The organism is Brevibacterium casei CIP 102111 (assembly GCF_900169275.1).
GTDB lineage: Bacteria > Actinomycetota > Actinomycetes > Actinomycetales > Brevibacteriaceae > Brevibacterium > Brevibacterium casei.
Window position 1 is genome coordinate 372601 of the sequence record NZ_FXZC01000003.1, and the last position, 24421, is coordinate 397021.

Genomic DNA, 24421 nt, shown 5'->3' on the forward strand with positions numbered 1-24421 from the left:
GGGGACGTCGCAGACGCGAGTGGGGCGGAACGATCGAGAAGATCGTTCCGCCCCACCGATGTCAGCCGCCGTCGACTCAGTTGCCGCCGAGGCCGGGGGCTTCGTCTCCCCCGCCGCCGTTGTCGCCGCCACCGTCGCCGCCGTTTCCACCGCCGCCGTTGCCGCCGCCACCGCCGTTGCCACGGTCTCCGCCGCCTCCGCCGCCGTTGGAGGAACCACCGCCGCCGTTTCCGCCTCCGCCGCCGCGGTTGGTGCCGGTCGATGACGAACCGCCTCCGCCACCGGAGCCCCCGCCCTGGAAGTACTTCGAGCTCGGCTTCGGGAAGCCGGTGTTGCCCTTGGTCTCCTTGACGGCCTTGCTCATGAACGCCTGCCAGGTCTTACCGGAGATCGTCGCACCGTAGATCTGACCGCGCACCTTGCCCTTGCCGTTCTTGCGCCAGTCGCGGGTGCCTCGCGGGTCACCGGTCCACACGGCCGTCGACAGGGTCTTGGTGAATCCGAGCAGCCAGGTGTGGCCGACCTCGAAGTTCGTCGTACCGGTCTTCGCGCCGGCGGGCACGCCGATTCCCAGACTGCTGGTCGTACCGCCCTTGAATGTCTGCGTCAGCGCGTAGGCAACGCCGCGCGCGACCTGTTTGTCGAGGACCTGCTTGCACTCCTCGCCCGGGACGTCGATGTTCTTGCCGTTGCGGTCCGTGATCTCGAGGATCGGCTTCGGTCCGCAGAACTTTCCGTCGTTGGCGAAGGTCGCGAACGCCGCGGCCATCGCGATCGGGGTCGTCTCCGTGGTGCCGAGGATCGACGACGGCGAGAGCGCCTGGATGAAGCCGGACTTGTCGGCGTAGTCGAGCTTTTCTCCGCTGCCGTAGCGGATGCCGAGATCCATCGCGGTGTCCATGATCTTGCACATGTTGAGCTGGTTGCCCATGGCCGCATACCCGGTGTTCACCGAGTTCTTCGTGGCGTTGAGCACCGTCATCGAGCCCTTGCCCGAACCGTCGCCGGCGTTGTTCGGATCCCAGTCACCGGCCATGTTGGGACAGCCGCTGTACTTCCACGAACTCGCCGGGAAGTTGCGCTTCGTCGCATTCACCGAGGCGTTGAGGCTCTTGCCCGACTTCAGCCACGTGGCCAGCACGAACGGCTTCCATGTCGAACCGACCTGGAAGCCGGCACCGCCGTTGTGCTTCTTGTCGACGGTGTAGTTGATGTTCGTCTTCTTGTTCTTGTCCTTCTTCTCGACCTCGCCCTCCGTGTACTCACGGTTCTGAGCCATGGCGATGACCTCACCGGTACCCGGTTCGATCGTCACGAGGGCATGGCCGGCTCCCGAGGGATCGCCGACGGGAACGCGCTTCTTGACCTCTTTGTCCGCGATCTTCTGGATGTCGGGATTGAGGCTGGTCTTGATCGTCAGGCCGCCGCGCTGGAGGGTGGCGATACGGTCCTCGACGGTCTTGCCGAAGCTCTCATCGTTCTTGATGACGTTGACGACGTAGTTGCAGAAGAACGCGGCGCTGTTCTCCGCCGCCGAACAGCCGTTCGGGGTCTCCCTGATCTTGAGGTCGAGGCCGGTCTTGACCGCCTCGTCGTACTGCTTCTGGGTGATGTGCCCGTACTTGAGCATCTGGCCGAGCACGACGTTGCGGCGCTCGAGCACGGCGTCGGGGAAGCGCTCGGGATTGAACGCCGACGGGTTCTGCACGATGCCGGCGAGCATCGCCGACTGCTGGATGTTGAGGTCCTTCGCGTCGATGCCCCAGTAGCGGTAGGCCGCTGCCTGCACGCCGTAGACGTTCGGCGATCCCGAGTAGTTGTTGATGTTGAGGTAGCGGTTGAGGATCTCTTTCTTGTCGTACTTCTTCTCCACCGCAACGGCGAGCTTCGCCTCACGCAGCTTGCGCGCGTAGCCTGCCGTGCCCTCGGACTCCCTGGCGGCCTCCACGCCTTCCCGGTTCGATTCCGCGTGGGCGTTCTCGGCCAGCACGTTCTTCACGTACTGCTGAGTCAGCGTCGAACCGCCCTGCGTCGTCGAGGAGACCATATTGTGCACCGCCGCGCGGGCGATGCCCTCGAGGTCGATGCCTCCGTGTTCGAAGAACCGGTAGTCCTCGACCGAGATCGTCGCGTCCTGCATCTCCTGGGAGATCTGGTCGAGGGGAACCTCGACGCGGTTCTGCCAGTAGAAGTCAGCGATCTTCGAGCCGTCGGCGGCGAGCATCGTCGACTTCTCGCCGAGGTCGCGCTCCTCGAGCGTGGCCGGCAGCGCATTGAAGATCTCGACGGCGCTGTTCGCGCTGGCAGTGGCGACACCGACGCCGGGGATGGCAAGTCCGGCGGCCACGATTCCGGCCACCGCGCTCACCGCGACGAACTGGAGGAAGGCCGCCATCTTGGTCGGTTCGGGATTTGACTCAGGAGACACCATGAAACCAAGTTTAACCAACCGGAGTTGAGCGCCGTCTCAGAGAACGGTGAAAGTGCTACGTCCTGGGCACGAGCGTAAGCAGGCTGACTTCGGGTCGGGCTGCGAAACGCACTGGTGAGAACGGTGAGAAGCCGAGCCCTGCAGAGATCTCGACGGTCGAACCCCGATAGGGGAACACGCCGCGTGCGCGTGTCCGATCGAGGTCGCAGTTCGTCACCGGTGCGCCCCAGAACGGCACCCGGATCTGCCCTCCGTGGGTGTGCCCGGCCATGATGAGGTCCGCCCCCGCCGAGGCGAACGCCTCCAGAGTCCGCGAGTATGGGGCGTGAGTGACGCCGATCTTGAGGTCGGCCGCCCGATCGAAGCGCGGGTGGACGAGCTCGCCGTCCTCGGTCCAGCGGATCCGATCGCGGTCGATGTGGGCATCGCCGAGGCCGGAGAGGTCGATCAGGGTGCCGCGGATCTCCATGGTCGCCTCGGCGTTGTCGAGGAAGATCCACCCGCGGTCCTCGAAGCCCTTGATGAGAGCGTCGACGTCGAGGTCGGGGCTCGTGCGGTGCTTGACCTCGGAGGGCGAGCGCAGGTACTTCGCGGGGTTCTTCGCCTGCGGGGAGAAGAAGTCGTTCGAGCCGAGGACGAAGACGCCGGGGACGTTCAGGAGCCCGTCGAAGACCTCGAGGACCTGCGGCACGATGTCGGCGGAGAGGTTGTCGCCGGTGTTGACGACGAGGTCGGGCTCGAGGCGGGTGAGCGCACTCACCCACGCCGCGCGGTGCTTCTGCCACGAGGTGAGGTGGAGGTCGGAGACGTGGAGGATGCGCAGGGGCTCGTGCCCGGCCGGCAGCAGCGGCAGGGTGTGGCGGCGGACGGCGAAGAGATGGGGCTCGATGCCTGCGGCCCAGAGGCCGGCGGCCGCAGGGAGGGCGAGGCTGCCTACGGCGAGTGCGCGTGTCTTCATTCGACACAGTTTAGTCGGTGTCGGACACCCTCAAGCACCAACCGACCTTGTCACACCGACTGCGTATGCTCGGTGCCCCGCTCGCCCCGGGCAGCCCGACGCCGGTGGAGGGAGCTGAGCCGGCGGTGCCCGATGACTCGGCAGACGAGGTAGATGAGGAAGGAGATCGTCGTGACGAACGGGCTGATCGGAACGACCGGTGAGCCGAGGGCGAGGAGGATCCCGCCGACCGAGGCGGTGACGGCGAAGACGACGCTGAGCACGGGCACCCACACCGGTGAGGCGGAGACCTGGGTGGCGGCGGCAGCGGGCGTGATGAGGAGGGCGAGGACGAGGAGGACGCCGACGACCTGGACGCTCAGCGCCACCGCGAGACCGAGGACGAGCATGAAGACGATCGTCAGACCGGACACGGGCACCCCTTTGGCCCGCGCCACCTCGGGGTCGAGGCTGGCGAAGAGGAGCGGCCGCCACACGACTGCGAGGACCACGAGGACGATGAGGGCGCAGACGATGAGGGTGAGGATCTGGCCGGGGGTGATCGCGACGATCTGTCCGGTCAGCAGCCCGAACTTGCTCGCCGAGCGCCCGTCGTAGAGGGCGAGAAAGAGGATCGCGAGCCCGAGCCCGAAGGGCATGAGGACGCCGATGATCGCGTTCTTCTCCGAGGCCCGGGCCCCGCCGATGCCGATGATGAGGGCCGCGAGGATGGAGCCTGCGATCGATCCGCCGACGACGTCGAAGCCGACGAGCAGGGCGAAGGCGGCGCCGGCGAAGGAGAGTTCGGAGACCCCGTGAACGGCGAACGGGATGTCCCGGGCCATGACGAAGACGCTGATGAGGCCGCCGACGACGCCGAGGAGGGCGGCGGCGATGAGGGAATTGGTGAGCAGGGCGACGAGTTCCCCGTAGTCCTCGAAGGAGAACAGGCTGGAGACGATCTCGGCGATCGACATCAGATCGACCCCCGTTCCGTCTCGGTGACCGCCGGTGCATCGGCGTGGACGTCACCCCGGTGGTGGACATGATGGTCGGTGCATTCGTCCTCACCGCCGACGACGATGAGGCGACCGCCGACGCGGACGACCTCGACGGGAGAGCCGTAGAGGCGGGTGAGCGATTCCGAGGTCATCACCTCGGCGGGGGTGCCGATGAGGAAGTGCCCGCCGACGATGTAGAGGATCCGATCGACGTAGGGCAGGATCGGGTTGATCTCGTGGGTGACGAAGAGGACCGCGGCGTCGCGAGCCCGCCGCTGCTCGTCGATGAGTCCTGCGACGACCTGTTGATGGTGCATGTCGAGGGAGAGCAGAGGTTCGTCGCAGAGGAGCACCGAGGGGTTGCTCGCGAGCGCCTGGGCGACCCGCAGCCGCTGCAGCTCTCCCCCGGACAGGGTGCCCGCCGGCGCGTCGGCATAGCTCTCGGCCCCCACCGAGGCGAGGAGTTCGTCGACGTGCCTCCGTCGCTTCCGCGACGGCCAGCCCGGGCCCCAGCGGTACCCGTCGATGCCCATGCGGACGATGTCGCGTCCGCGCATCGGCGTGTGCGGGTCGATGCCGCGCTGCTGCGGGATGTAGCCGATGGCCGGGTTGCCCGAATGGACCCGGTGACCGTCGATCTCGGCGGTGCCCCGGTAGAGCCCATGCTCGCCGAGGAGGACCTTGAGCAGCGAGGTCTTGCCGGTGCCGTTGGGGCCGAGCACGGCGAGGAACTCCCCCGGTGCGACCGCGAGGTTGAGATCGTGCCAGAGCACCCGGTCGCCGAAACGCAGCTCGGCATCGTGGAGGCTGATCGCGGGGGTCGGGCCCCCACCGTGGAGCGACCGGCTCGCCTGCCCTGCGTCGGCGGTGGGCCGAGTCCTCGTCACCGTGTCGGAATCCCCTGTCATCATCAGTGCCCATGCCCTTCGAGTGCCGTGGCGATCGCGTCGATGTGCCCGCCCATCCAGTCCGTGTACTCGGCGCCCTGAGGCATCGTCTCGGCGAGGTCGACGACGGGAACGCCTGCCCCCTCGGCCGTGGCCTTGAGCTGCTCTGCCTGGGGTCCGGCCGCCTGCGTATTGTATCCGAGCAGCACCGCCTCCCCGGAGGAGATCTGCTCCTCGGCGTCCTTAAGGACAAGGGGCGGGACGTCATTGCCCTCCTCGACAGCGGCGAGGAATTCGGGACTCGTGATGGTCTCGAGCCCCATGTCGTCGAAGAGCCGCAGCGGCACCGGTTCGGTCGCCGCGACCTTCTCTCCGCCGTGCTCGTCCTTGACCGCAGCGATCGTCGACTCCAGCTCGCCGAGGCGGTCCGTGTACTCCTCCGCGTTCGCCGTGATGGTCTCCGCCTGGTCGGGCAGTGCCTCGCCGAGGTGGAGCGCGACATCGTCGACGAGCTTCGTCATCGTCGGCACCGAGTACCAGAGGTGTTCGTTGAACTGCCCGTGGTCGTGGTCGGCGTGGCCGTCGGCCTCTGCGGACTCGTCCTCTCCGTGCCCGGCGTGGTCGTGGGCGGCGTTGTCTGCGCTGTCGTGGTCGGCGTTGTCGTGGGAGTGCGGTTCACCGGCGGCGTCCTCGGAGCCCGGCAGGCCCGAGAGTGCGACGACGTCGATGACCTCGGGTTTGACGTCGGAGGCCTCGAGCATCGTCGTCATGAAGCTGTCGTATCCGCCGCCGTTGATGACGACGAGGTCGGCCTTGGAGAGGCGGAGCCGGTCCCGGGTCGTCGCCTCGTAGGAGTGCGGGTCCTGATTGGGATCGTCGATGATCGCCGTGACGTCCGCGGTGCTCCCGGCGACGGCGGAGATGATGTCGGCGTAGACGTTCGTCGAGGTGACGACCGAGAGCTCGGCCGAATCCCCGCTCTGCCCGCCGCCGCACCCGCTGAGGACCAGGCCGGTGACGAGGCCGATCGACCCGGCGGGGAGGAGGTGTCGGGACAAGCGCATGGCGGGCCTTTCGTGTCGAGTCGGTGATCTCTCCGATCACAGTACTCAGCCGAAGGGCCCGCCACTAATATAAATATTTATATATAGCAACCTGTTTATGGTTCCCGGTACGGTCCGCTTGGGACCGCACGACCGCTCAGGCCGCCTGCGCCTCGAGCTTCGCCGCGAGCAGCGCGGCGATCTGGACGGTGTTGAGCGCCGCACCCTTGCGCAGGTTGTCGTTGGAGACGAAGAGGACGAGGCCCTTGCCGGCGGGAGCCGACTGGTCGGCGCGGATGCGGCCGACGTAGCTCGGGTCGGTGCCGGCCGCCTTGAGCGGGGTGGGGACGTCGTCGAGGACGACTCCGGGCGCCTCGGCGAGGATCTCCGTGGCCCGCTCGGGTGTGATGTCGGAGGCGAACTCCGCGTGGATGCTCAGGCTGTGCCCGGTGAACACGGGAACGCGCACACAGGTGCCGGCGACGAGGAGGTCCGGGAGTCCGAGGATCTTCCGGCTCTCGTTGCGCAGCTTCTTCTCTTCGTCGGTCTCGAGTTCGCCGTCGTCGACGATGCTGCCGGCCATCGGCAGGACGTTGAAGGCGATCGGTTCGACGTAGTTGTTCGGCGCCGGAAGGTCGACGGCGCTGCCGTCGCGGGTGAGCGCCCGGGCGTCGGCGATGCCGGCTTCGAGCTGACCGGCGAGCTCCTCGACGCCGCTCAGCCCTGATCCGGAGACGGCCTGGTAGGTCGAGACGACGAGGCGGGTCAGCCCCGCCTCCGTGTCGAGCGCCTTGAGCACGGGCATCGCGGCCATCGTCGTGCAGTTGGGGTTGGCGATGATGCCCTTGGGCACAGTGTCGAGGGCGTCGGGGTTGACCTCGCTGACGACGAGGGGCACCTCGGGGTCCGAGCGCCAGGCCGAGGAGTTGTCGACGACGATGACCCCGGCGGCGGCGAACCGCTCAGCCTGGGCACGGGAGGTCGCCCCGCCGGCGGAGAAGAGGGCGATGTCGAGTCCGGTCGGGTCCGCCTCGGCGGCATCCTCGACGACGATCTCCCGGCCCTGGAATTCGACGACCTTGCCGGCCGAGCGGGCCGAGGCGAAGAGCCGCAGGTTCTCGATCTCGAACCCGGGATCGTCGGCGAGGAGGTCGAGCATGACGCCGCCGACCTGGCCGGTGGCTCCGACCACTCCGATTGAAACGCTCATCGTCCTGTACCTCCGTAGACCACTGCTTCGTTGTCCTCTGTGTCGAGTCCGTAGGCCGCATGGGCGGCACGGACGGCGTCGTCGAGCAGGTCCGCTCGGGTGACGACGCTGATGCGGATCTCCGAGGTGGAGATCATGTCGATGTTGACCTGGGCGTCGCTGAGCGCTTCGAAGAGCGTCGCGGTGACCCCGGGGTGGGAGCGCATGCCGGCGCCGACGACGGAGAGTTTGCCGATCTGGTCGTCGTAGCGGACCTGGTCGAAGCCGATCTTCGCCTTCGCACCGTCGAGGGCTTCGATGGCCTTCGCTCCGTCGGTCTTCGGCAACGTGAACGAGATGTCCGTCTTCCCCGGTTCGCGGGTGGAGATGTTCTGGACGATCATGTCGATGTCGATCTCCTGCGCGGCGATCGTCTTGAAGATCTCCGCCGCCTTGCCCGGGACGTCGGGGACGCCGACGATCGTGACCTTGGCTTCCGAACGGTCGTGCGCGACTCCGGAGATGATTGCCTGTTCCATGGTGGACTCCGTTTCTGTTTCCGCTGCCTTCGCACTCCGTGCCGGCAGAAATGCTTCGGGGATGGCCGAATCGGTCACCCAGGTGCCCTGTTTGCGCGAGAAGGACGAACGCACGTGAACCGGGACGTCGTAGCGCCGAGCGTACTCGACGCACCGGAGCATGAGGACCTTGGCGCCCGAGGCCGCCATCTCCATCATCTCCTCGAAGCCGATCTCGTCGATCTTGCGCGCGGTCGAGACGATGCGAGGGTCGGCGGTGAAGACGCCGTCGACGTCGGTGTAGATCTCGCAGACGTCGGCGTCGAGGGCGGCGGCGAGGGCGACGGCCGTGGTGTCGGAGCCGCCGCGGCCGAGCGTCGTGATGTTCTTCGCCGTCTGGCTCACGCCCTGGAATCCGGCGACGATGGCGATGTTGCCGTCGTCGAGGGCGGAGCGGATCCGCCCCGGAGTGACGTCGATGATCCGCGCCTTGCCGAACTGCTCATCGGTGATGACTCCGGCCTGGGAACCGGTGAACGACTGGGCTTCGAAGCCGAGGTTGGCGATCGCCATAGCGAGCACGGCCATCGAGATCCGCTCTCCGGCGGTGAGGAGCATGTCGAGCTCACGCGCAGGCGGCAGCGGAGAGACCTGCTGGGCGAGGTCGATGAGGTCGTCCGTGCTGTCCCCCATCGCCGAGACCACCACGACCACCTCGTGGCCGGCTTGTCGGTATTCGACGATGCGCTGGGCCACCCGTTTGACCGACTCTGCGTCGGCAACCGAGGACCCGCCAAACTTCTGGACGACTAAGCTCACTGAAGTCTCTTCCTGTTCGCTGATGCGGACTGCGCCGATCGACTGCTCTCGCAGTGCCGAGCGCTGCGGTGAGGCAGACGGCGTCGGCGGACCGGCGTCCCCACCATTGTAGGAGGTGGACACTTCGGACCGAGGGGGTGCCCGTCATACAGACACCTGTCTCACCTTGGTCAGGGGCCGGCACTCTGCTGCGTCGGTTCACAAACGAGCGCACTTTTCGACGCTCCAGGCCGATTGCGATGCTTCCGGCCGATTGCGACGCTCACTCAAGCCGGCCAGCACTTTTCGACGCCCCCCAGCCGTTCGCGACGCTCGCTCAAGCCGGCCAGCACTTTTCGAACGTTCCTCGCTTCGAAAAGTGCTGGCCGGCTTGACCGAGCCGCCGGTGGCCGCGATCAGTCCTCCGCCGTGGTGACGGTGAAGAGGTCACCGGGCTGGCAGTCGAGCGCGGCGCAGAGGGCGACGAGCGTCGAGTACCGGATGGCCTTGGCCCTGTTGTTCTTGAGCACGGAGAGGTTGGCCAGGGACACGCCGACGGCGTTCGACAGTTCGGTGAGCGTCATCTCCCGCTGGGTGAGCAGCGCGTCGAGGTGGCAGACCACTCGCCCTTCGCCGAGGTCGGCCGGCATCAGACGAGCCCCTCAAGTTCTTCCTGCGCCTTGCGCCCGGATGCGAAGCTGCGCTGCAGGAGCGCGATGCCGCCGGCGATGCCGAGGAAGAGGAACACCTGGGTGACTCCGAGACCGCCGCTGACAGAGTCGGAGATGCCGAGGTCGCGCGAGGCGAGGTTGGAGCCGAGCGTCGCAGCGATCGCGTAGATGATGACGAGAATTGCGACCGACAGCGCGAGAACGGACAGCGCCTTGAGTGCGCGCGACGTGAAGGGCGTTCCATGAGCGATGTCCCTGAGGATGGGGAAGCAGATGATCGCCGCACCGATGAGGCCGATGATCACCGTGAGCTTCGAGATGATGAGGAGCACCATCGTCTCGGGAGCGAGCAGCACCGTCGAAACGGTCACGTCAGCGGGACCGGAGAGAGCAACCGCGCTGCCTCCGACGTCGATGGCTGCCGACGCATCATCGGCGAACTCGAACCGAATACCGATCTCGTTGGCGATCAGTCCCTTGACGAGAATGTAAGCCAAGTACACGCCGTAGACTCCGAGCACTCCGCTGATGACGGATTCCATTCCCGACCGCGACCTGCCTTCGCTCGACTTCGTCATCTCCACCGGCATTCCGTTCGTTTCACCCATCACTGGTCACACCTTCCATCTCGACGACCGGGACACTCCGTCTGGTCGCATTCGGGCTGCTCTTATCGATACTCGATATATCGATAAACAACATGCTTCACGATAATCGATAAGGTGTCAAGGGCGTCGAACCAGAATATTGCGAGGTGAGCCGCCGCTGCGGACGAGTTGCGGTCGAAGAACCGAGGCGAAATCGCGAAAATCGCGGATTCGCCTCGGTTCTTCGACCGCAAACAGGTTGGCAGGCGGGGTGGCGTCGCCTCAGAGTGTGGTGGCCGGGTGAGTGGAGACGCCTCAGGGAGCCGTCACGACCAACGGCCGCTGAGAGGCCTGCTCGGCCGCGGCGGGATCTGCTCAGTCGACTTCGCGGCGACCGGAGAACGCCCGGCCCAGCGTGACCTCGTCGGCGTACTCGAGGTCTCCGCCGACGGGCAGACCCGAAGCCAGCCGTGTCACCGTCACCCCGAGAGTGCTCAGCAGCCGCACGAGGTAGGTGGCGGTGGCCTCGCCTTCGAGGTTGGGGTCGGTGGCGATGACGATCTCGGTGACCTCGCCGTTCTGCAGGCGAGGCATGAGCTCCTTGATCCGCAGGTTGTCCGGGCCGACGCCGGCCATCGGATCGATCGCTCCCCCGAGCACGTGGTAGAGACCGCGGTATTCGCGAGTGCGCTCGATGGCGACGACGTCCTTGGGCTCCTCGACGACGCAGATCATCGTCCGATCACGGCGCGGGTCCTGACACACGGTGCACTCGGCCTCTTCCGAGACGTTGCCGCAGATCTCGCAGAAGCGCACACGCTTCTTGACGTTGCTCAGAGCCTGAGCCAACGCGTTCACATCACCGGAATCGGCTTGGAGGATGTGGAACGCGAGCCGCTGGGCCGACTTCGGCCCGATGCCCGGGAGCTTGCCGAACTCTTCGACGAGGTCCTGGAGGGCACCCTCATACACTGCGCTCATACGTCTCTTTCATCGATGATCTCTCCGCCGAGGACCTTGGCGATGACGGCCACGCCGACCTGCGGGGCGTCGGTGATGTCGAGGTCCGTCTCCGGATCATACTCGTCCTCGTCCCGACCGGAACCGGTGGGCTGAGCATCGACCGGTGCCGCCGCCGAGGTGGGTGCAGGCGCATCGAACCCACCGCTGCCAGTGCCGGAGCTGCCAGCCGAGTATCCGCCGGTGTCCATGCCGTGACGTTCGGCGATCGCAGCGAACCGGGACTTGAATGGCTTCGCGCCGTTCGCTCGGGCTGCGGGCGCGGTGGGTGAGCCACTCCCACTTCCCTGAGGATGAGCGTTCCCCTGCGCACCGTTCGCGATCCCTGCTCCCCCGGAATCGATGTCGGAATCCCCATAGGCGCCGAGGTAGTCCCCCTCGTCGTCCTCGGGCGGCGGGACGACGACGGCACCGACATCGACGGCACCGCTGCCGGCACTCGTCGAATCGGCGTCGTCACCGGCGGGAGCCGACTGCTGCGGCGCGTCGTGCCACACGGGTTCCTCCCACCGCGGCTGGACATACTCCATCGGCTCGTCGTCGGAGAAGTCACGTGACGACTGTCCGCCATAGGACTCCGATTCCCCACCACGGGCGGTCGAATCGAATGCCGGAGTCGGTTCCTGAGCAGGCGACGGTACGGAGGAGGCGGGGTTCGCACCGCCTCCAGTGGGGCCGAAGAAGTCCTCGTCCGAGAGGTCGGGAACGACGATGTCGTCGACCGGGGACGAGGGCTGCGATACCGATGGCTCTTCGCTGTGGGACGGAGCGTCAGTGCCTCCGAACGGCGACGCGCCCTGCTCGGGACGCGAGGCCGGTTGCGCGCTCGAAACGGGATCGGTCTCTGCTTCCGCGGCGTTCACATCACCGGCGCCTGACGAATCGACGCGAAGGTCGGAGGATGCTGTCTCTGCCGGTGCGGCAGCGGCGTTGCTCGATTCGGCTCCGGCACCGCCCTGTCCGGCGCGAACTTCTGAGGGCTCATCACGGGCAGAGTCATCCGTCGATTCGGGGCGGGGGCCTGTTTCGCCCTCCTCGTCGTCGGCAGACCACGGGCCCTGCGGGGCGTCGCCGGTCTCCCAGAACTTCTCGCGATCGACCTGCGGCTTGTCGACCTCCCGGGTACCGACGACCGCGGCGACCTCTTCGGGGCTGGGGCGACGGAACTCGGTTCCGGGTCCGCGGTTCTGATTCTGCTGCGGCGCAGGCGAGCCTGTTCCTCCCCCGGGCGCTCCGCCCCAGTTCCCACCGATGCGGCCGACGTCGCCGATGTCGATGCGCGCGTCGATGCCGAGGACGTCGTTGATCGCCGTGGCGAGCTTCGCGGCATGATCGCGCTGTTGGAAGCCCTGCACGGAACCGGCGTTGTTGAAGCCGAGGTAGACGACGCCGTCGGAGAACGACTGTGGGATGGCATTGGCCGCGATGATCGCACGCGTCAGGCGACTGCGCTTCTCGACGGCTGCGAGGATGCTCGGCCAGGCGCGACGGATCGCTTCGATCTCTCCGCCGATGCCGCCGGCTCCGGCAGGCCCCGACTGCGATGCCGCCGCAGGCGACTCAGGTGCCTCGGAGTCCGCTCCGCCGGAACCACGGTGCGCGGAACCATCGTTCGGCGCAGCGCCTCCGGCTGGCGACGACGGATATCCGCCCGAGGGCGACGACGAACCGCTGCCTGCGGGCGACTGTGCACCACTTGACTCACCGGCGGAGTCGCGAGCGGGCTGCGTCGGCTGGTCGGTCGGGGCCTGCTCTCGGTTCGAGCGCTCGGGCTGCGCCGCCGGCTCGCGTGGCGACCGGTCATTCGGAACGAACTGTTCGCGAGCCGAACCCGGCTGATGAGCAGGCCTCTGCTCCTGCTGCTCGGTGCTACTGGACGCCTGATTTCCAGATTGCGGCGGACCGTCGTGCATCGCTCCCAGACCGGACTGGCTCGGCTGATCGTTCTGCTCGGAGTGAGCCGCTTGACCCGACTGCGAACGGCGGTCGTGAGACTGCGGCGGCTGACCACCAGATCGTTCCTGACCTGCTTGCGGCCTCTGCTGCGAGGGAGCCGCCTGACCAGGCTGCCCAGAAGACTGTCCAAAGGCAGACGCTCCGCGACGCTGGCCGTCCTGCGGTGCGCGTGCTGTCTGAGCAGTGTGGTCGCGTTCGGTCTGAGCGGGGCGATTCTGCATCGGTGCAGGCTTCCGGTCAGCACCGTTTGCCGGTGAAGCCGACGCTGGTGCCGACGAAGTCGAGGCCGGCGCCGGAGTGTCGTTGAGCAGCGACTCGGCGGCCGCCGCGGCTGCGGTGAGTTCGTCGAAGTCGTCGGGCGCAGGAGCGGACGACGGCGCACCGGGGCTCTGCCCCGGCGCACCGGCCCGACCAGTCTGGGCACCCGCCCCGACCGAAGCCGACTCAGCCGAAGTCGATCCGCTCTGAGGTCCGACACCCTGAGGTCCGTTGCCCCGAGGCCCAGCAGCCTCCTGAGGCGCTCCGCCCTGCGCCGCCGCAATCTGCGGAACGCCCTGAGCACCACCCGGCCCCTCACCACCGGCTTGGGGCGGAACGTTCCCGCCCGAACCGGACGCGGACATACCGATGCGCCGCTCCATCCGCTCGACGCGGCTGAGCACGGCGTCGCGACTGCGACCCGAGGCGGGCAGGAGGATGCGGGCGGCGATGAGTTCGAGCTGCAGCCTCGGCGAGGTCGCCCCCGACATCTCGGTCAGTCCCTGGTTGAGGATGTCGGCGGCACGGGAGAGTTCGGCCTGACCGAAGCCGCGCGCCTGCAGGGTGAGGCGCTCGAGCCGATCCGGCGGCACTTCCGGAAGGAAGGCATGGGCTGCCTCGGGGGCGGCATGGATGACGATGAGGTCGCGCATCCGCTCAAGGAGGTCCTCGACGAACCGGCGCGGATCCTGACCCGACTCGATGACCCGCTCGATCGCTCGGTAGACACCGGCGCCGTCACCGGCGGAGTACGCGTCGACGATGTCGCTGAGCAGAGAATCCGGGGTGTAGCCGAGCAGCGCCACGGCGGTCGCATAGTCGACGCCGTTCGGACCGGAGCCGGCGATGAGCTGGTCGAGCACGGAGAGGGTGTCGCGCACGGACCCGCCGCCGGCACGCACGACGAGCGGGAGCACTCCCTTGTCGACCTGGACGTCCTCGCGTCGGCAGAGCTCCTCGAGGTAGTTCCCGAGCGCCTCGGGCGGCACGAGCCGGAACGGATAGTGGTGGGTGCGTGAGCGGATCGTCCCGATGACCTTCTCGGGTTCGGTCGTCGCGAAGATGAACTTGATGTGCGGCGGCGGCTCCTCGACGATCTTGAGCAGGGCGTTGAAGCCCTGCGAGGTGACCATGTGCGCCTCATCGAGGATGAACACCTTGTACCGGTCACGAGCGGGTGCGTAGATCGCGCGTTCGCGCAGGTCACGGGCATCGTCGACGCCGTTGTGGCTGGCCGCGTCGATCTCGACGACGTCGAGCGAGCCGGGTCCGCCGTTGGCGAGGTCGCGGCAGCTCGGGCACTCGCCGCAGGGCACAGGTGTGGGCCCCTTCTCGCAGTTGAGGCACCGCGCGAGGATCCGCGCCGAGGTCGTCTTGCCGCAGCCGCGCGGCCCGGAGAACAGGTAGGCATGGTTGATGCGACCACGGTCGATCGCGGCCTTGAGCGGCTCGGTCACATGCTCCTGACCGATGACCTCGTCGAAGGTCTCTGGGCGGTATCGTCTGTACAGTGCGGTGGACACAGCCCTAGCCTAATGCCACCGCCTGACGCGACACAGAGACACTGCTCAGGCCGTTGAGACCGCGGACTCACTTCGGGCACGATAGTCGGTATGACGGACTCCACCTCCTCCCCCGAACCACCCGATCCGGCCCGCACCTTCCGCATCGGACACAAGGAGCGCGACGAAGCGATCGAACTCCTCCGGGAGGCCGTGGGCGACGGCCGGATCACCGTCGACGAGCTCGACGAGCGGATGGAGGCCGTCCAGGCCGCGAAGTACCCCGTCGACCTCGATGCCGTCCTCTCCGACCTCACCCCCGACCTGCCGTCGGACCGCTACCGCCCCCGCGCCGAGGTGGCCCGCCGGCTCCCGCCCGCACGGTCCGCACACGGCTGGGACCCCGTCGACCCGCTCGTCATCAAGGCGACGTGGGACTCTGAGCACCGCCGCGGCCGCTGGCAGGTCCCGCCCTACATCCGCTGCGAACCGTCGATGTCGACGATCGAACTCAACTTCCTCGAGGTCGACACCGACCTCACGACGATCGACATCGACGTCGTCGCCGGGGCCGGCACGCTCGTCATCGTCGTCCCCGACGAGTGGGCCGTCAACGTCGACGACCTCGCGAAGTCGTGGGGTTCGGTGAAGTCAGCGGCGAACGCGCTCCCCGCCCCCGGCGCCCCGACCGTCGTCGTCAGCGGCTCGGTGGGCATGGGCAGCTTCCGTGCCCGCTTCGCCAACTACTTCGACCGCCGCCGGATGGCCCGCTGATGCCTCCCGGCCTCGATGCGGTCATCTTCCTCACGATCGCCATCATCATCGTCTTCGCGATCGGCTTTCTCCTCGTCCATCGGGTGATGACAAAGCCCGGTTCCCACATCGGCTCACGCCTGCCCAAGCCTGACCCGAATCGCGACGACCCCCGCCGAGGCGGCCCCTCCCCAGGACGGACCGACCCCTCCGCCCCCGGCTGGGACCCCACCGATCCTCGCTGGGACAAGGGCGACGAGGGACCGGACGACCACCTCGGCGACGGCAGGGATCGTTGACCTTATAGGGGCACTGACCTGGGAGAATATTTCCCGCACCCCTTGATTGCGGGGTCAGAGCGTGATGCACTCATCTCATGGCTGAGCTCAGCATCACCCGTCTGGCCCCCGACGATGCCTCACGACTGAGACAGTGGCTGGCCGTCATGCGCGAGGGCTACACGGCCGGTCGCACCGGGGCATGGTGGGCGAGCGAGCCGGCGATGCTCACGCAGTTCGCCCGCCCCCGCCACGACAAGACCGACATCGCCCTCCTCGCCCACCTCGGCGGGGAACCCATCGGCGGGGCCGAGATCAACCTCATCACCGACTCCCCCGCCATCGTCGAACTCGCCGTCCTCCCGGCGCACCGTCGGTCCGGTCACGGCACAGCCCTCGCCGAGGCGGTCGAGGCGATCCTCCGCGACTCCCCCGCCACGCTCGTCCAGACCGAGACCTATACGCCCGAGGGGATCGCGTTCGCCGAGTCCCGGGGACTGCACATCGGCAATGAGGAGCAGCGGATGCTCCTCGACCTGCCCGCCTACCTCGAGGCCGACGCGAACCGGTACAAGCAGCGGCAGCGACCGAAGCCGACCGTCGGCCCCGCCGACCCGACCGAGGTCCATCCGCGACCGGACTGGACGATCGTGTCCTGGATCGGGATGTGTCCCGAGGAGCTCGTCGAGTCATGGGCAAGGCTGCGCCGGCAGATGGACGAGGACGTGCCGCTCGGCGACCTCACGCGTTCGGACCACCACGCCGACGTCGCGGCGATCCGGACGTACGAGGAGAGGATGGCCGAACAGGGGTGGATCCTCGTCAGCTCGATGGCGCAGGTCGACGAACCGGGCACCGATGCCGGCGCAGACGACGTGGATCCCGCGACGCTCGCCGTCGGCTACACGGAGATCATGGTCTCCGCGCACGATCCCGACATCATCATCCAGGAGGACACCCTCGTTGACCGGTCCCATCGCGGCCTCGGCATCGGACGAGCCCTCAAGGTCGCGAACATGCGCCAGCTCCACGACGTCCCCGAGGCTGCCGGCGCCCGCTGGATCCAGACGTACACTTCGACCGACAATGCCGCGATGCTCGCCCTCAACGAGGACCTCGGCTTCCGAGTCGTCGACACGATGACCGCCCTCGAAGGCCCCGTTCTCGACTACACTGACCAGTGACCGCACCCGCATCGAAGCGAAGCAGGCTACCGTGTCCTCCAACGTCATCATCATGATCGTCGTCTTCGTCATCGTCGTGCTCGTGACGATCCTCATCATCCGGGCGCGTTCGGCGAAGGCGAAGCGGGAGCGCGAGACCCAGGCCGCGGCCGCCTCCACCCCACGCGACCCGTTCGCCGCGGACCAGAACACCGGCGGCGACCCGGCGGCGATCAAGGCCGGCGACCTCCTCGAGTTCGGCAACGAGAAGTACTTCGTCCGCGGGACCCTGCGGATCTCGGAGGGCGGCTACGACTGGGCCGAGCACTTCTTCCAGTCCGACGACTCGGCGACCCGCCTCTGGCTGACCGTCGAACACGACCCCGACCTCCAGGTCTCCCGGTGGCGCGACCGCCCCGACCTCGACATCGAACCGACGTCGAAGACGATCACGATCGACGGCACCGACTACGAGATCGTCGAACACGGCACCGCCTCCTACCGTTCCGAGGGCACGACGGGGCTCAACGAGAAGGGCGGCCTCGACTACGTCGACTACGAAGCCCCCGACGGGAAGATGCTCGCCTTCGAACGCTTCGACCACGGCCGGTGGGAAGTGAGCACAGGCGAGTCCGTCCCGGTGGGCTCCTTCACCATCTACTCGAGCAGCTGATGAGCCTCGCACCCCCACTTCCCATCACCGTCGACGTCCCTTTCGCCGACACGAGCTCCGAGCAGCTTCGCTTCTCCCTCACCCGCCCGCGCATCGCCGCACTCGCCACCGAGATCGTCGACCTCGAACCGCTCGGCTGCCCCGGTCTGCGCCTCGAACTCCACGTCATCGGCTCCTCCCACCAGGTCGTCCTCGCCGGGCCAGAGGACCATCCCGCCGGGTCAGAGGACCATCTCATCGAGACCTTCGCCTGCCCTCCGACCGCAGACAACCCCGCACCGCAGGACGCGGACAACGGGGCGCCCCACTGGGGCACCCGGCAGGTGACCCGCGGAACGTGGGCGGGATTCACCTGCCATGGGTTCCGCGCCACCCGCACCACCGCTGCGGTTGAGTTCCGCACCGCCGTCGCCGGGGCGCTCGACCGTGTCCGCGACCACGACCGTCGCCTCGTCGTCGGGTTCCCCGGCGACCCGGACGCCATCACCGCGCTCGCCCTTTCAGGCGCCGAGGCGGGCCACCTGAGCTGGCAGACGTGGCACGTCTACCCGCAGCAGACCGAGATCGTCCACACGACGACCGTGCTGACGAACGCACCCGACCTCCCGTCCGCCTCGGCGAGGGACGTGCGATGACGAACAACCCGAACATCTCCACCGGCGGCGGCTCCTTCGACTTCGACGCCGAACACCGCCGCGGCGGCGGCCCCGGCGGCAGCGGACCCGGCGGTCCGTTCGGCGACCGCCCCGGCGGCGGCCCGAGCGGTCCGGGAGGTCCGAGAGGCCCCTTCGGCAGTGGGCCGAGCGGCGGACCCGGCGGGGGCTCGGGGAGGAAGCCGCGCCGCTTCGGCTGCGGCGCGGTCATCGGGCTCGTCGTCGTCCTTCTCCTCGTCGCGATGCTCTTCCAGAGCTGCGGGGCGAACTCGGGCAGTGCGAACTGCGGGGACTACGACCTCGTCGACGGCCAGTACGTGGAGAACCCGAACCAAGGGGACTACGTGAGGAACGGCGACAGCTACGACTACGTCGGCTGCGATCCCTCACGCTCCAGCGGTGGCGGAGGATTCTTCTTCTTCCCGTTCTTCTTCGGCGGCGGGGGCGGAGGCACCGGATCGAACTACGGCGACGGCTCCGGCTTCCGCGGCGGCGGCCCGGGATCGGGCAAATGACCAGTCAGAGACAGCGACGACAGCACCAGGAAAGGCAGCCATGATCCTCGACATGCTCCTCTACGAGACCGGGGTCGTCCTCGCGTATGCGGGCAGCGGCATCCTCCTCATGTTCGTCGGCTACTTCGTCGTCGATCTCCTCACCCCGGGCAAGCTCCACGTCATCCTCTGGGAGCAGAAGTCGCCGAATGCCGCAGTCCTCGTCGCCTCCGACCTCCTCGGCGTGGCGATCATCGTCATCGCAGCGATCCGGGCGAGTGCCGACGACCTCGGTGCGGGGATCGTGACGACGCTGCTCTTCGGCATCATCGGCATCATCCTCATGGCCGTGAGCTTCCTCCTCATCGATGCGCTCACCCCGGGCAAGCGCGGGGACATCGTCCATGCCTCCACGCTCCACCCCGAGGTGTGGGTCAACGCGTCCGCGCACATCGGCATCGCCGGCATCATGGCCGCCGCGCTCCTGTGACCACAGCACCGCCTGCACCACCCGGCGGGACGCGACCGCGGTGAGCTCGCTCGCACCGGCACCCCTGACGCTTCCGCTCCAGCCCGGTCCCGCCCGCTTCTTCGTCCTCCTCGCCGTCTTCATCTGCGCGAGCTGCGGGATGGTCTACGAGCTCGCGCTCGTCGCCCTCGGGTCCTACCTGCTCGGCGACACGATCGTCCAGGCCTCGATCGTCCTCGCCGTCATGGTCTTCGCGATGGGCGTCGGCTCGCTCGCGACGAAGCGGCTCACCCGCTTCGCGGCACTCGCCTTCGCCCTCATCGAGGCGGCGCTGGGCATCATCGGCGGTCTCTCCGTCATCCTCCTCTACTTGGCGTTCGCCTTCGCCGACGTCTACACGGTCGCGATGGTCGGCCTCGCCTTCGTCATCGGCGCCCTCATCGGCGCGGAGATCCCGTTGCTCATGGAGCTCGTCCAGCGCATCCGCGCCCAGCGCGCCTCGAGCGCGGTCGCCGACCTCTTTGCGGCCGACTACGTCGGCGGGCTCATCGGCGGACTCGCCTTCCCGTTCGTCCTCCTCCCGCTCTTCGGTCTCCCCCGCGGGGCCCTGGCCGTGGGCATCACGAACACCGTCGTCGGCATCCTCATCGTCCTCTGGCTCTTCCGCGCCGAACTCACCGCCCGGATGCGGGTGCTCCTCGCCGCCCTCCTCGTCCTCATCGTCGCAGGGCTGACCGTCGTGTGGGTCTTCACCGACGACATCGAGGTGACCACCCGCCAGCGCCTCTACCGCGACCCCATCGTCCTCTCCGAGCGCACCGACTATCAGGAGATCGTCCTCACCGAATCCCTCCGCACGGGCGATACGCGCCTCTACCTCAACGGGGACCTCCAGTTCGCCTCGGCCGACGAGTATCGCTACCACGAGTCCCTCGTCCATCCCCTGCTCAACGGGAGCCGGAGGAACGTCCTCGTCCTCGGCGGCGGGGACGGGCTCGCGGTGCGCGAGATCCTCAAGTACCCCGACGTCGAGTCGGTCACCCTCGTCGACCTCGATCCCCGGATCCTCGACCTCGCCCGGAACTCCGAGCGGTTCACCGCGTTCAACGAGGACTCACTCGACGATCCGCGGGTGACGACGATCGCCGCTGATGCCTTCACGTGGCTGCGGGAGGCCGAGCACCCGGCCTACGATGCGATCATCGCCGACCTGCCCGACCCCGACGACGTCGCCACCTCGAAGCTCTACAGCATCGAGTTCTACGGGCTCATCCGCCAGGTCATGGCTCCCGGCGCCCGCCTCGTCGTCCAGGCCGGCTCCCCGTACTTCGCCCCCGAGGCGTACTGGGGCATCGGTGAGGCCGTCGCCGAGGCGGGGCTGACGACGACGCCGTACCACGTCGACGTCCCGAGCTTCGGCGACTGGGGCTACTTCCTCGCCGCCGTTCCCGGGGATCCTGCGATCACCCGGACCGAGTCCGGGGGCCCGGTCGTCACGCTGGCGCCGGACGCGCCCGAGGGGCTGAGGTTCGCCACCGCCGAGGTGCTCGCCGCCTCGACGACGTTCCCACCCGATCGCGACCGCGCCTCCGTCGGTCGGGTCGAACCCTCGACCCTCCTCCACCCGCGCGTGCTCGATCAGGAGCGCGGAGCGTGGGTGGGGTATTGAGCCGACTCAGGGCTGGGCGGACCGCTGGTCAGACCGCTGGTCAGACCGCTGGTCAGAGCGCGCCGAGCACGGCCGCGACCGCTCCGATCGAGAGACCGAGGAAGCCGCCGACGACGGCGATGCCGAGGAAGACGAGACCGAGGATGAAGCCCCACTTGCCCATCTCGTTGTCGGCGAAGCCGGCCTCCTTCGAGTTCCTCCGGGCCATGTAGCCGGTGACGATGCCTATGGCCGGACCGACGAAGTTGAAGCCGATGAACGTCGAGAGGGTGGCGATGAGGGAGATGATGCCGAGCACCTTGCCCGGATCCTCCGTCGCCCGCTGCAGCGGGTAGGGCTGCTGCGGATCGGACTCGTACGGCGGGTAGGACTGACGGTGGGACTGCGGAGCGTAGGGCTGCTGGTCCATGACGGTGCCTCTCTGCGGGTTCGTGCTGATGACTTCAGCCTAGGAACCGGCAGAGCCGCGGGGAATGGACATAACCGCCCGCCTCGGTGGGGAAAACCCGACCTCACAGCCGCTCGGGGTCGGACTCAGCGGACGTCGACGAGGGCATGGTCGCTCCGGCCCATGAGCCAGAGCAGGATCTCGACGGGCTCTCCTGTCACCGTCGTCGTCTCCCCTCGGCCGGCGGCGCGCCGACCGAAGCCCGGGCTGACGATCTCGATGCGGCCTTTGGACTTCGCCGCGTACGGGAGGAGGGCCATGCGGGCCTGCGCCCACACGGTCTCGTTGTCCTTCTGCGACAGCCGTCTGGGGAACCATTCGATCTCGGCGCGGCGGATGTCCTCGTGGTGGACGAGGTATTCGACGGTGTTGAGCACCGAGCCCACGCCCGGCCACGCACCCGGGGTCCACCTCGGCGGGGAGGCGACGAGGCCGAGGAGTTCGGCGTAGGGCATCCGGGCGTAGTCGCGTGCGGTGTCCTCGAGTCGTCCGGAGAAGGCGGGCAGCGCGATGCCGAGGGCTGCGACGGGTTCGCGTTCGCGGATGACGAGGTGGGTCGCGAGGTCACGGGTCGTCCACCCTTCGCAGAGGGTGGGGGCGTCCTCGCCGGCGGCGCGGGCGGCGGCGACGAGGCGCAGTCGTTCTGTGCGAGCAAGACTGGTCATAGGGGCAGTCTCTCAGTCTCGGCTTGGATTCCTCTGGACGCCCACGCGGTGACGAAGTCGGTGACCCGGGACGTCGACCGATAGTCGGCGAGTTCATCGCCCCTGGTGGGACCGTCGGTGACGATGACGACGGGCTTGTCCTCCTTCGCCGCCGCTCGGACGAACCGCAGCCCCGAGAGGACGGCGAGCGAGGTTCCGAGGACGACGAGCCCCGATGCGGTGTCGCAGATCTCCGCTGCGGCCTCGACCCGGGCGGCGGGCACGGCGTCGCCGAAGTAGACGACGTCGGGTTTGAGCAGTCCCCCGCAGATCGGACAGTCGAGGACGCGGAAGTGCGCGGTCTCCTCGAGGTCGACGTCGCCGTCGGGGGCGGTCTCGACGTCGATCGGGTCGATGCCGGCGAGCGCGGCGAAGTCGGGGTTGAGCGCGGTGAGCTGCTCCTGGACCCAGTCGCGGTCGAAGAGATGGCCGCTTTTGAGGCACACCACCCGGTCGAGGCTGCCGTGAAGGTCGATGACGGGGCTCGAACTGCCGACCTCCTCGGCGGCGGCCTGGTGGAGGCCGTCGACGTTCTGCGTGATGATGCCGCCTACGCCGAGGCGGGCGAGCGCGAGATGTCCGGCGTTCGGCTCGGCCCAGCGCATCCGAGGCCACCCCACCCACGACCTGGCCCAGTAGCGGGCCCGCTGGTCGGGGTGGGAGAGGAAGTTCTGGATCGTCATCGGCCGCCGCGGATCGGCATCGGGTCCGCGGTAGTCGGGGATCCCCGAATCCGTGCTCATCCCCGCACCGGTGAGCACCGCCCAGTCCGAGGGCGAGTGCCCGGTGGTGAGCACGTCGATGATCTGCTCATCGGTGTGGCTCGCGATCGGCTTCGTGCGCCCGCGCAGCGGATCGACGATGACTGCCATGGTCTCCTCAGACTCCTCGCTCATGTCCTCCCCCATTCCGAACACCCAGGTCCCAGGTCTAGGCTGACCGCTATGGTCAGCGTACTGCTCGTTCATCACTCCCCGTCACCGGCGACGGCCAGGATCGCCGAGGCGGCCGTGGCCCGACTCCGAATGCCCGAGCTCGGAGACATCGACGTCGTCATCCGTCCCGCGCTCGAGGCGAGCGTCGACGACGTGCTCGCCGCCGATGCCTACGTGCTCGGGACGACGGCGAACTTCGGCTACATCTCCGGGGCCCTCAAGCACTTCTTCGACACGACGTACTACGCAGTGCGAGAACCGACGGCGGGCCGTCCGTTCTCGTACTGGATCCACGGCGGCTACGACACGACCGGGGCGGAGCGGGCGATGAGCCAGATCACGACCGGCCTCGGCTGGTCACTCGTCTTCGACCCGCTCGTCCTCACCGGCGAGGTCACCGACGACGACCTCGAGACGGCGACGGAACTGGCCGCGACGGTGGCCGCATCGGCACTGTAGAGATTTCTTCGCGAAACTACTTTCCATTACGGAAAGTAGTTGCTACGATGAAATCACTTCCACACGGGAAGCAGGAGTCATCACCTCACCGAAGGAGTCGCCATGACCACGCCCACCCCGCAGCAGGCCACCGACCTTCTCGCCCAGATCGATTCGACGCAGAAACAGGCGCGCACCAGCGACGCCTGGCCGCTCGTCATCCTTCTCATCGTCCTCAGTGCCGCAGCCTCGATCGGGCTCTTCGCGATCGGCGTCATCGCCGATGAGACGCTGCAGCTGACCCTCCTCGCTGCGTGCGCGGCATGGATGATCCCGGCCTTCGTCGTCTACCTCACCTCGGCGCTGAGCTGGAGCAGGCGCTCGACGATGCTCCTCTTCACATGGCTGCCCATCGTCGCAATCGCGTTCATCGTCGGCGTCGTCGCCGACACGCTCGCCCAGGGATCGTGGGTGACCTTTGCCGCCGCCGGGCTCATCTGGCTCGCCGCCCCCGTCTTCGCCCTCCTTGGGCTGCGCCGCTGAGGCGCCCGGAGATGAAGGAGCACACGATGAACCCGTACACCGAACCCGAAACCGACGATGCCGACGAGACGATCCCCCACCTCGGCGAGTCCCTGGCTCGGATCGACCCCGACCTCGGCAACCCGACCCGGCTCGGACTCGTCGCGAGCCTGAAGAACCGGGAGCGCGCGGAGTTCAAGCTGCTGCGCGATTCCCTCGGAGTCTCCGACTCCGTCCTCTCCCGGCACATCACCGCACTCGAGAAGGCGGGACTCGTCTCCGTCGCCAAGGGCTACGTCGGCAAACGACCCCGCACCTGGGTCTCGATCACGGAGGACGGGGCGCGCCGCCTCGACGGACACGTCGAAGCCCTGCGGGAGCTCGCAGGAGGATAACGACTCAGGCGCTGCGCTTCAGGCGTACT

25 protein-coding genes are annotated in these 24421 nt (G+C 67.9%); 11 read left to right on the plus strand and 14 right to left on the minus strand.

From position 1 onward, the window contains the following. Window positions 1-76: 76 nt before the first annotated feature. The 11 genes from BC102111_RS08790 to BC102111_RS08840 all read right to left on the minus strand — a co-directional run bounded on the left by BC102111_RS08790 (window position 77) and on the right by BC102111_RS08840 (window position 14819). On the minus strand, window positions 77-2431 hold the full coding sequence (locus tag BC102111_RS08790; RefSeq protein ID WP_176472463.1) for a transglycosylase domain-containing protein: 2355 nt from the start codon (window positions 2429-2431) through the stop codon (window positions 77-79). A gap of 55 nt (window positions 2432-2486) precedes the next feature. Continuing rightward, complete coding sequence (locus tag BC102111_RS08795) at window positions 2487-3389, minus strand: metallophosphoesterase (protein WP_095376036.1); 903 nt, start codon at window positions 3387-3389, stop codon at window positions 2487-2489. Window positions 3390-3439: 50 nt separating this feature from the next. Further along, window positions 3440-4345, minus strand: a complete 906-nt coding sequence (locus tag BC102111_RS08800) for a metal ABC transporter permease (RefSeq protein ID WP_101624101.1) — start codon at window positions 4343-4345, stop codon at window positions 3440-3442. Continuing rightward, window positions 4345-5280, minus strand: a complete 936-nt coding sequence (locus BC102111_RS08805; protein WP_009380786.1) for a metal ABC transporter ATP-binding protein — start codon at window positions 5278-5280, stop codon at window positions 4345-4347. The genes BC102111_RS08800 and BC102111_RS08805 overlap by 1 nt, the downstream gene beginning before the upstream one ends. Further along, on the minus strand, window positions 5280-6320 hold the full coding sequence (locus tag BC102111_RS08810) for a metal ABC transporter solute-binding protein, Zn/Mn family (protein ID WP_101624102.1): 1041 nt from the start codon (window positions 6318-6320) through the stop codon (window positions 5280-5282). Before BC102111_RS08810 ends, BC102111_RS08805 begins: the two co-directional genes overlap by 1 nt. 136 nt (window positions 6321-6456) lie before the next feature. Further along, window positions 6457-7509 carry an aspartate-semialdehyde dehydrogenase gene (locus tag BC102111_RS08815; protein WP_101624103.1) on the minus strand — a complete coding sequence of 351 codons (1053 nt, stop codon included), beginning with the start codon at window positions 7507-7509 and terminating at the stop codon, window positions 6457-6459. Then, complete coding sequence (locus BC102111_RS08820) at window positions 7506-8825, minus strand: aspartate kinase (RefSeq protein WP_009380780.1); 1320 nt, start codon at window positions 8823-8825, stop codon at window positions 7506-7508. The genes BC102111_RS08815 and BC102111_RS08820 overlap by 4 nt, the downstream gene beginning before the upstream one ends. Before the next feature lie 395 nt (window positions 8826-9220). After that, a complete protein-coding gene (locus tag BC102111_RS08825; RefSeq protein WP_009380776.1) occupies window positions 9221-9454 on the minus strand; it encodes a helix-turn-helix domain-containing protein in 234 nt (77 codons plus the stop codon). Next, complete coding sequence (locus tag BC102111_RS08830) at window positions 9454-10083, minus strand: DUF2975 domain-containing protein (RefSeq protein ID WP_101624104.1); 630 nt, start codon at window positions 10081-10083, stop codon at window positions 9454-9456. Before BC102111_RS08830 ends, BC102111_RS08825 begins: the two co-directional genes overlap by 1 nt. Before the next feature lie 354 nt (window positions 10084-10437). Continuing rightward, window positions 10438-11034: a recombination mediator RecR gene (recR, locus tag BC102111_RS08835; RefSeq protein ID WP_063250836.1), complete on the minus strand. Its 597-nt coding sequence runs from the start codon at window positions 11032-11034 to the stop codon at window positions 10438-10440. A gap of 5 nt (window positions 11035-11039) precedes the next feature. Then, on the minus strand, window positions 11040-14819 hold the full coding sequence (locus BC102111_RS08840; protein ID WP_101624105.1) for a DNA polymerase III subunit gamma and tau: 3780 nt from the start codon (window positions 14817-14819) through the stop codon (window positions 11040-11042). Between the two features lie 90 nt (window positions 14820-14909). Between BC102111_RS08840 and BC102111_RS08845 the strand changes: the two genes are divergently transcribed. From BC102111_RS08845 to BC102111_RS08880, 8 genes are all read left to right on the plus strand, one after another. Then, window positions 14910-15572, plus strand: a complete 663-nt coding sequence (locus BC102111_RS08845) for a DUF1707 SHOCT-like domain-containing protein (RefSeq protein WP_009380763.1) — start codon at window positions 14910-14912, stop codon at window positions 15570-15572. Further along, on the plus strand, window positions 15572-15850 hold the full coding sequence (locus BC102111_RS08850; RefSeq protein WP_101624106.1) for a hypothetical protein: 279 nt from the start codon (window positions 15572-15574) through the stop codon (window positions 15848-15850). The genes BC102111_RS08845 and BC102111_RS08850 overlap by 1 nt, the downstream gene beginning before the upstream one ends. A gap of 77 nt (window positions 15851-15927) precedes the next feature. Then, window positions 15928-17013: a GNAT family N-acetyltransferase gene (locus BC102111_RS08855; RefSeq protein ID WP_101624107.1), complete on the plus strand. Its 1086-nt coding sequence runs from the start codon at window positions 15928-15930 to the stop codon at window positions 17011-17013. Window positions 17014-17044: 31 nt separating this feature from the next. Beyond that, window positions 17045-17665: a DUF4178 domain-containing protein gene (locus BC102111_RS08860; protein WP_101624108.1), complete on the plus strand. Its 621-nt coding sequence runs from the start codon at window positions 17045-17047 to the stop codon at window positions 17663-17665. Continuing rightward, window positions 17665-18300: a DUF2617 family protein gene (locus BC102111_RS08865; protein WP_101624109.1), complete on the plus strand. Its 636-nt coding sequence runs from the start codon at window positions 17665-17667 to the stop codon at window positions 18298-18300. The genes BC102111_RS08860 and BC102111_RS08865 overlap by 1 nt, the downstream gene beginning before the upstream one ends. Beyond that, window positions 18297-18833, plus strand: coding sequence for a hypothetical protein (locus BC102111_RS17870; RefSeq protein ID WP_197907836.1), 537 nt, complete (start codon window positions 18297-18299; stop codon window positions 18831-18833). The genes BC102111_RS08865 and BC102111_RS17870 overlap by 4 nt, the downstream gene beginning before the upstream one ends. 40 nt (window positions 18834-18873) lie before the next feature. Continuing rightward, window positions 18874-19302 (plus strand): DUF350 domain-containing protein, encoded by a 429-nt coding sequence (locus tag BC102111_RS08875; protein WP_095376049.1) that lies wholly within the window; start codon window positions 18874-18876, stop codon window positions 19300-19302. A 40-nt stretch (window positions 19303-19342) separates the two neighbouring features. Further along, window positions 19343-20950, plus strand: a complete 1608-nt coding sequence (locus BC102111_RS08880; protein WP_101624110.1) for a polyamine aminopropyltransferase — start codon at window positions 19343-19345, stop codon at window positions 20948-20950. Between the two features lie 52 nt (window positions 20951-21002). Here the strand turns inward: BC102111_RS08880 and BC102111_RS08885 are convergent, their stop codons facing one another. The 3 genes from BC102111_RS08885 to BC102111_RS08895 all read right to left on the minus strand — a co-directional run bounded on the left by BC102111_RS08885 (window position 21003) and on the right by BC102111_RS08895 (window position 22998). Beyond that, window positions 21003-21359: a DUF4190 domain-containing protein gene (locus BC102111_RS08885; RefSeq protein WP_101624111.1), complete on the minus strand. Its 357-nt coding sequence runs from the start codon at window positions 21357-21359 to the stop codon at window positions 21003-21005. A 125-nt stretch (window positions 21360-21484) separates the two neighbouring features. Further along, window positions 21485-22063, minus strand: coding sequence for a TIGR03085 family metal-binding protein (locus BC102111_RS08890; RefSeq protein ID WP_009380749.1), 579 nt, complete (start codon window positions 22061-22063; stop codon window positions 21485-21487). Next, window positions 22060-22998: a Sir2 family NAD-dependent protein deacetylase gene (locus tag BC102111_RS08895; protein ID WP_101624112.1), complete on the minus strand. Its 939-nt coding sequence runs from the start codon at window positions 22996-22998 to the stop codon at window positions 22060-22062. Before BC102111_RS08895 ends, BC102111_RS08890 begins: the two co-directional genes overlap by 4 nt. Before the next feature lie 48 nt (window positions 22999-23046). Here BC102111_RS08895 and BC102111_RS08900 point away from each other — a divergent pair, with 48 nt between their 5' ends. The 3 genes from BC102111_RS08900 to BC102111_RS08910 all read left to right on the plus strand — a co-directional run bounded on the left by BC102111_RS08900 (window position 23047) and on the right by BC102111_RS08910 (window position 24392). Continuing rightward, window positions 23047-23496, plus strand: coding sequence for a flavodoxin family protein (locus BC102111_RS08900; protein WP_101624113.1), 450 nt, complete (start codon window positions 23047-23049; stop codon window positions 23494-23496). A 102-nt stretch (window positions 23497-23598) separates the two neighbouring features. Beyond that, the gene (locus tag BC102111_RS08905; protein ID WP_101624114.1) at window positions 23599-24018 is read left to right on the plus strand and encodes a hypothetical protein; all 420 of its coding nucleotides are present in this window, start codon (window positions 23599-23601) and stop codon (window positions 24016-24018) included. 26 nt (window positions 24019-24044) lie between these two features. After that, window positions 24045-24392, plus strand: coding sequence for a winged helix-turn-helix domain-containing protein (locus BC102111_RS08910; protein ID WP_095376187.1), 348 nt, complete (start codon window positions 24045-24047; stop codon window positions 24390-24392). Window positions 24393-24421: the final 29 nt, after the last annotated feature.

What these genes read in the sequence shown, in the direction of transcription:
- BC102111_RS08865 (WP_101624109.1), top strand. Translation starts at nt 17,665, where the DNA reads ATGAGCCTCGCACCCCCACTTCCCATCACCGTCGACGTCCCTTTCGCC.
- BC102111_RS08890 (WP_009380749.1), bottom strand. Translation starts at nt 22,063, where the DNA reads ATGACCAGTCTTGCTCGCACAGAACGACTGCGCCTCGTCGCCGCCGCC.
- BC102111_RS08795 (WP_095376036.1), bottom strand. Translation starts at nt 3,389, where the DNA reads ATGAAGACACGCGCACTCGCCGTAGGCAGCCTCGCCCTCCCTGCGGCC.
- BC102111_RS08810 (WP_101624102.1), bottom strand. Translation starts at nt 6,320, where the DNA reads ATGCGCTTGTCCCGACACCTCCTCCCCGCCGGGTCGATCGGCCTCGTC.
- BC102111_RS08910 (WP_095376187.1), top strand. Translation starts at nt 24,045, where the DNA reads ATGAACCCGTACACCGAACCCGAAACCGACGATGCCGACGAGACGATC.
- BC102111_RS08790 (WP_176472463.1), bottom strand. Translation starts at nt 2,431, where the DNA reads ATGGTGTCTCCTGAGTCAAATCCCGAACCGACCAAGATGGCGGCCTTC.
- BC102111_RS08885 (WP_101624111.1), bottom strand. Translation starts at nt 21,359, where the DNA reads ATGGACCAGCAGCCCTACGCTCCGCAGTCCCACCGTCAGTCCTACCCG.
- BC102111_RS08850 (WP_101624106.1), top strand. Translation starts at nt 15,572, where the DNA reads ATGCCTCCCGGCCTCGATGCGGTCATCTTCCTCACGATCGCCATCATC.
- BC102111_RS08845 (WP_009380763.1), top strand. Translation starts at nt 14,910, where the DNA reads ATGACGGACTCCACCTCCTCCCCCGAACCACCCGATCCGGCCCGCACC.
- BC102111_RS08905 (WP_101624114.1), top strand. Translation starts at nt 23,599, where the DNA reads ATGACCACGCCCACCCCGCAGCAGGCCACCGACCTTCTCGCCCAGATC.
- BC102111_RS08900 (WP_101624113.1), top strand. Translation starts at nt 23,047, where the DNA reads ATGGTCAGCGTACTGCTCGTTCATCACTCCCCGTCACCGGCGACGGCC.
- BC102111_RS08805 (WP_009380786.1), bottom strand. Translation starts at nt 5,280, where the DNA reads ATGATGACAGGGGATTCCGACACGGTGACGAGGACTCGGCCCACCGCC.
- BC102111_RS08895 (WP_101624112.1), bottom strand. Translation starts at nt 22,998, where the DNA reads ATGAGCGAGGAGTCTGAGGAGACCATGGCAGTCATCGTCGATCCGCTG.
- BC102111_RS08830 (WP_101624104.1), bottom strand. Translation starts at nt 10,083, where the DNA reads ATGGGTGAAACGAACGGAATGCCGGTGGAGATGACGAAGTCGAGCGAA.
- BC102111_RS08825 (WP_009380776.1), bottom strand. Translation starts at nt 9,454, where the DNA reads ATGCCGGCCGACCTCGGCGAAGGGCGAGTGGTCTGCCACCTCGACGCG.
- BC102111_RS17870 (WP_197907836.1), top strand. Translation starts at nt 18,297, where the DNA reads ATGACGAACAACCCGAACATCTCCACCGGCGGCGGCTCCTTCGACTTC.
- BC102111_RS08815 (WP_101624103.1), bottom strand. Translation starts at nt 7,509, where the DNA reads ATGAGCGTTTCAATCGGAGTGGTCGGAGCCACCGGCCAGGTCGGCGGC.
- BC102111_RS08875 (WP_095376049.1), top strand. Translation starts at nt 18,874, where the DNA reads ATGATCCTCGACATGCTCCTCTACGAGACCGGGGTCGTCCTCGCGTAT.
- BC102111_RS08855 (WP_101624107.1), top strand. Translation starts at nt 15,928, where the DNA reads ATGGCTGAGCTCAGCATCACCCGTCTGGCCCCCGACGATGCCTCACGA.
- BC102111_RS08800 (WP_101624101.1), bottom strand. Translation starts at nt 4,345, where the DNA reads ATGTCGATCGCCGAGATCGTCTCCAGCCTGTTCTCCTTCGAGGACTAC.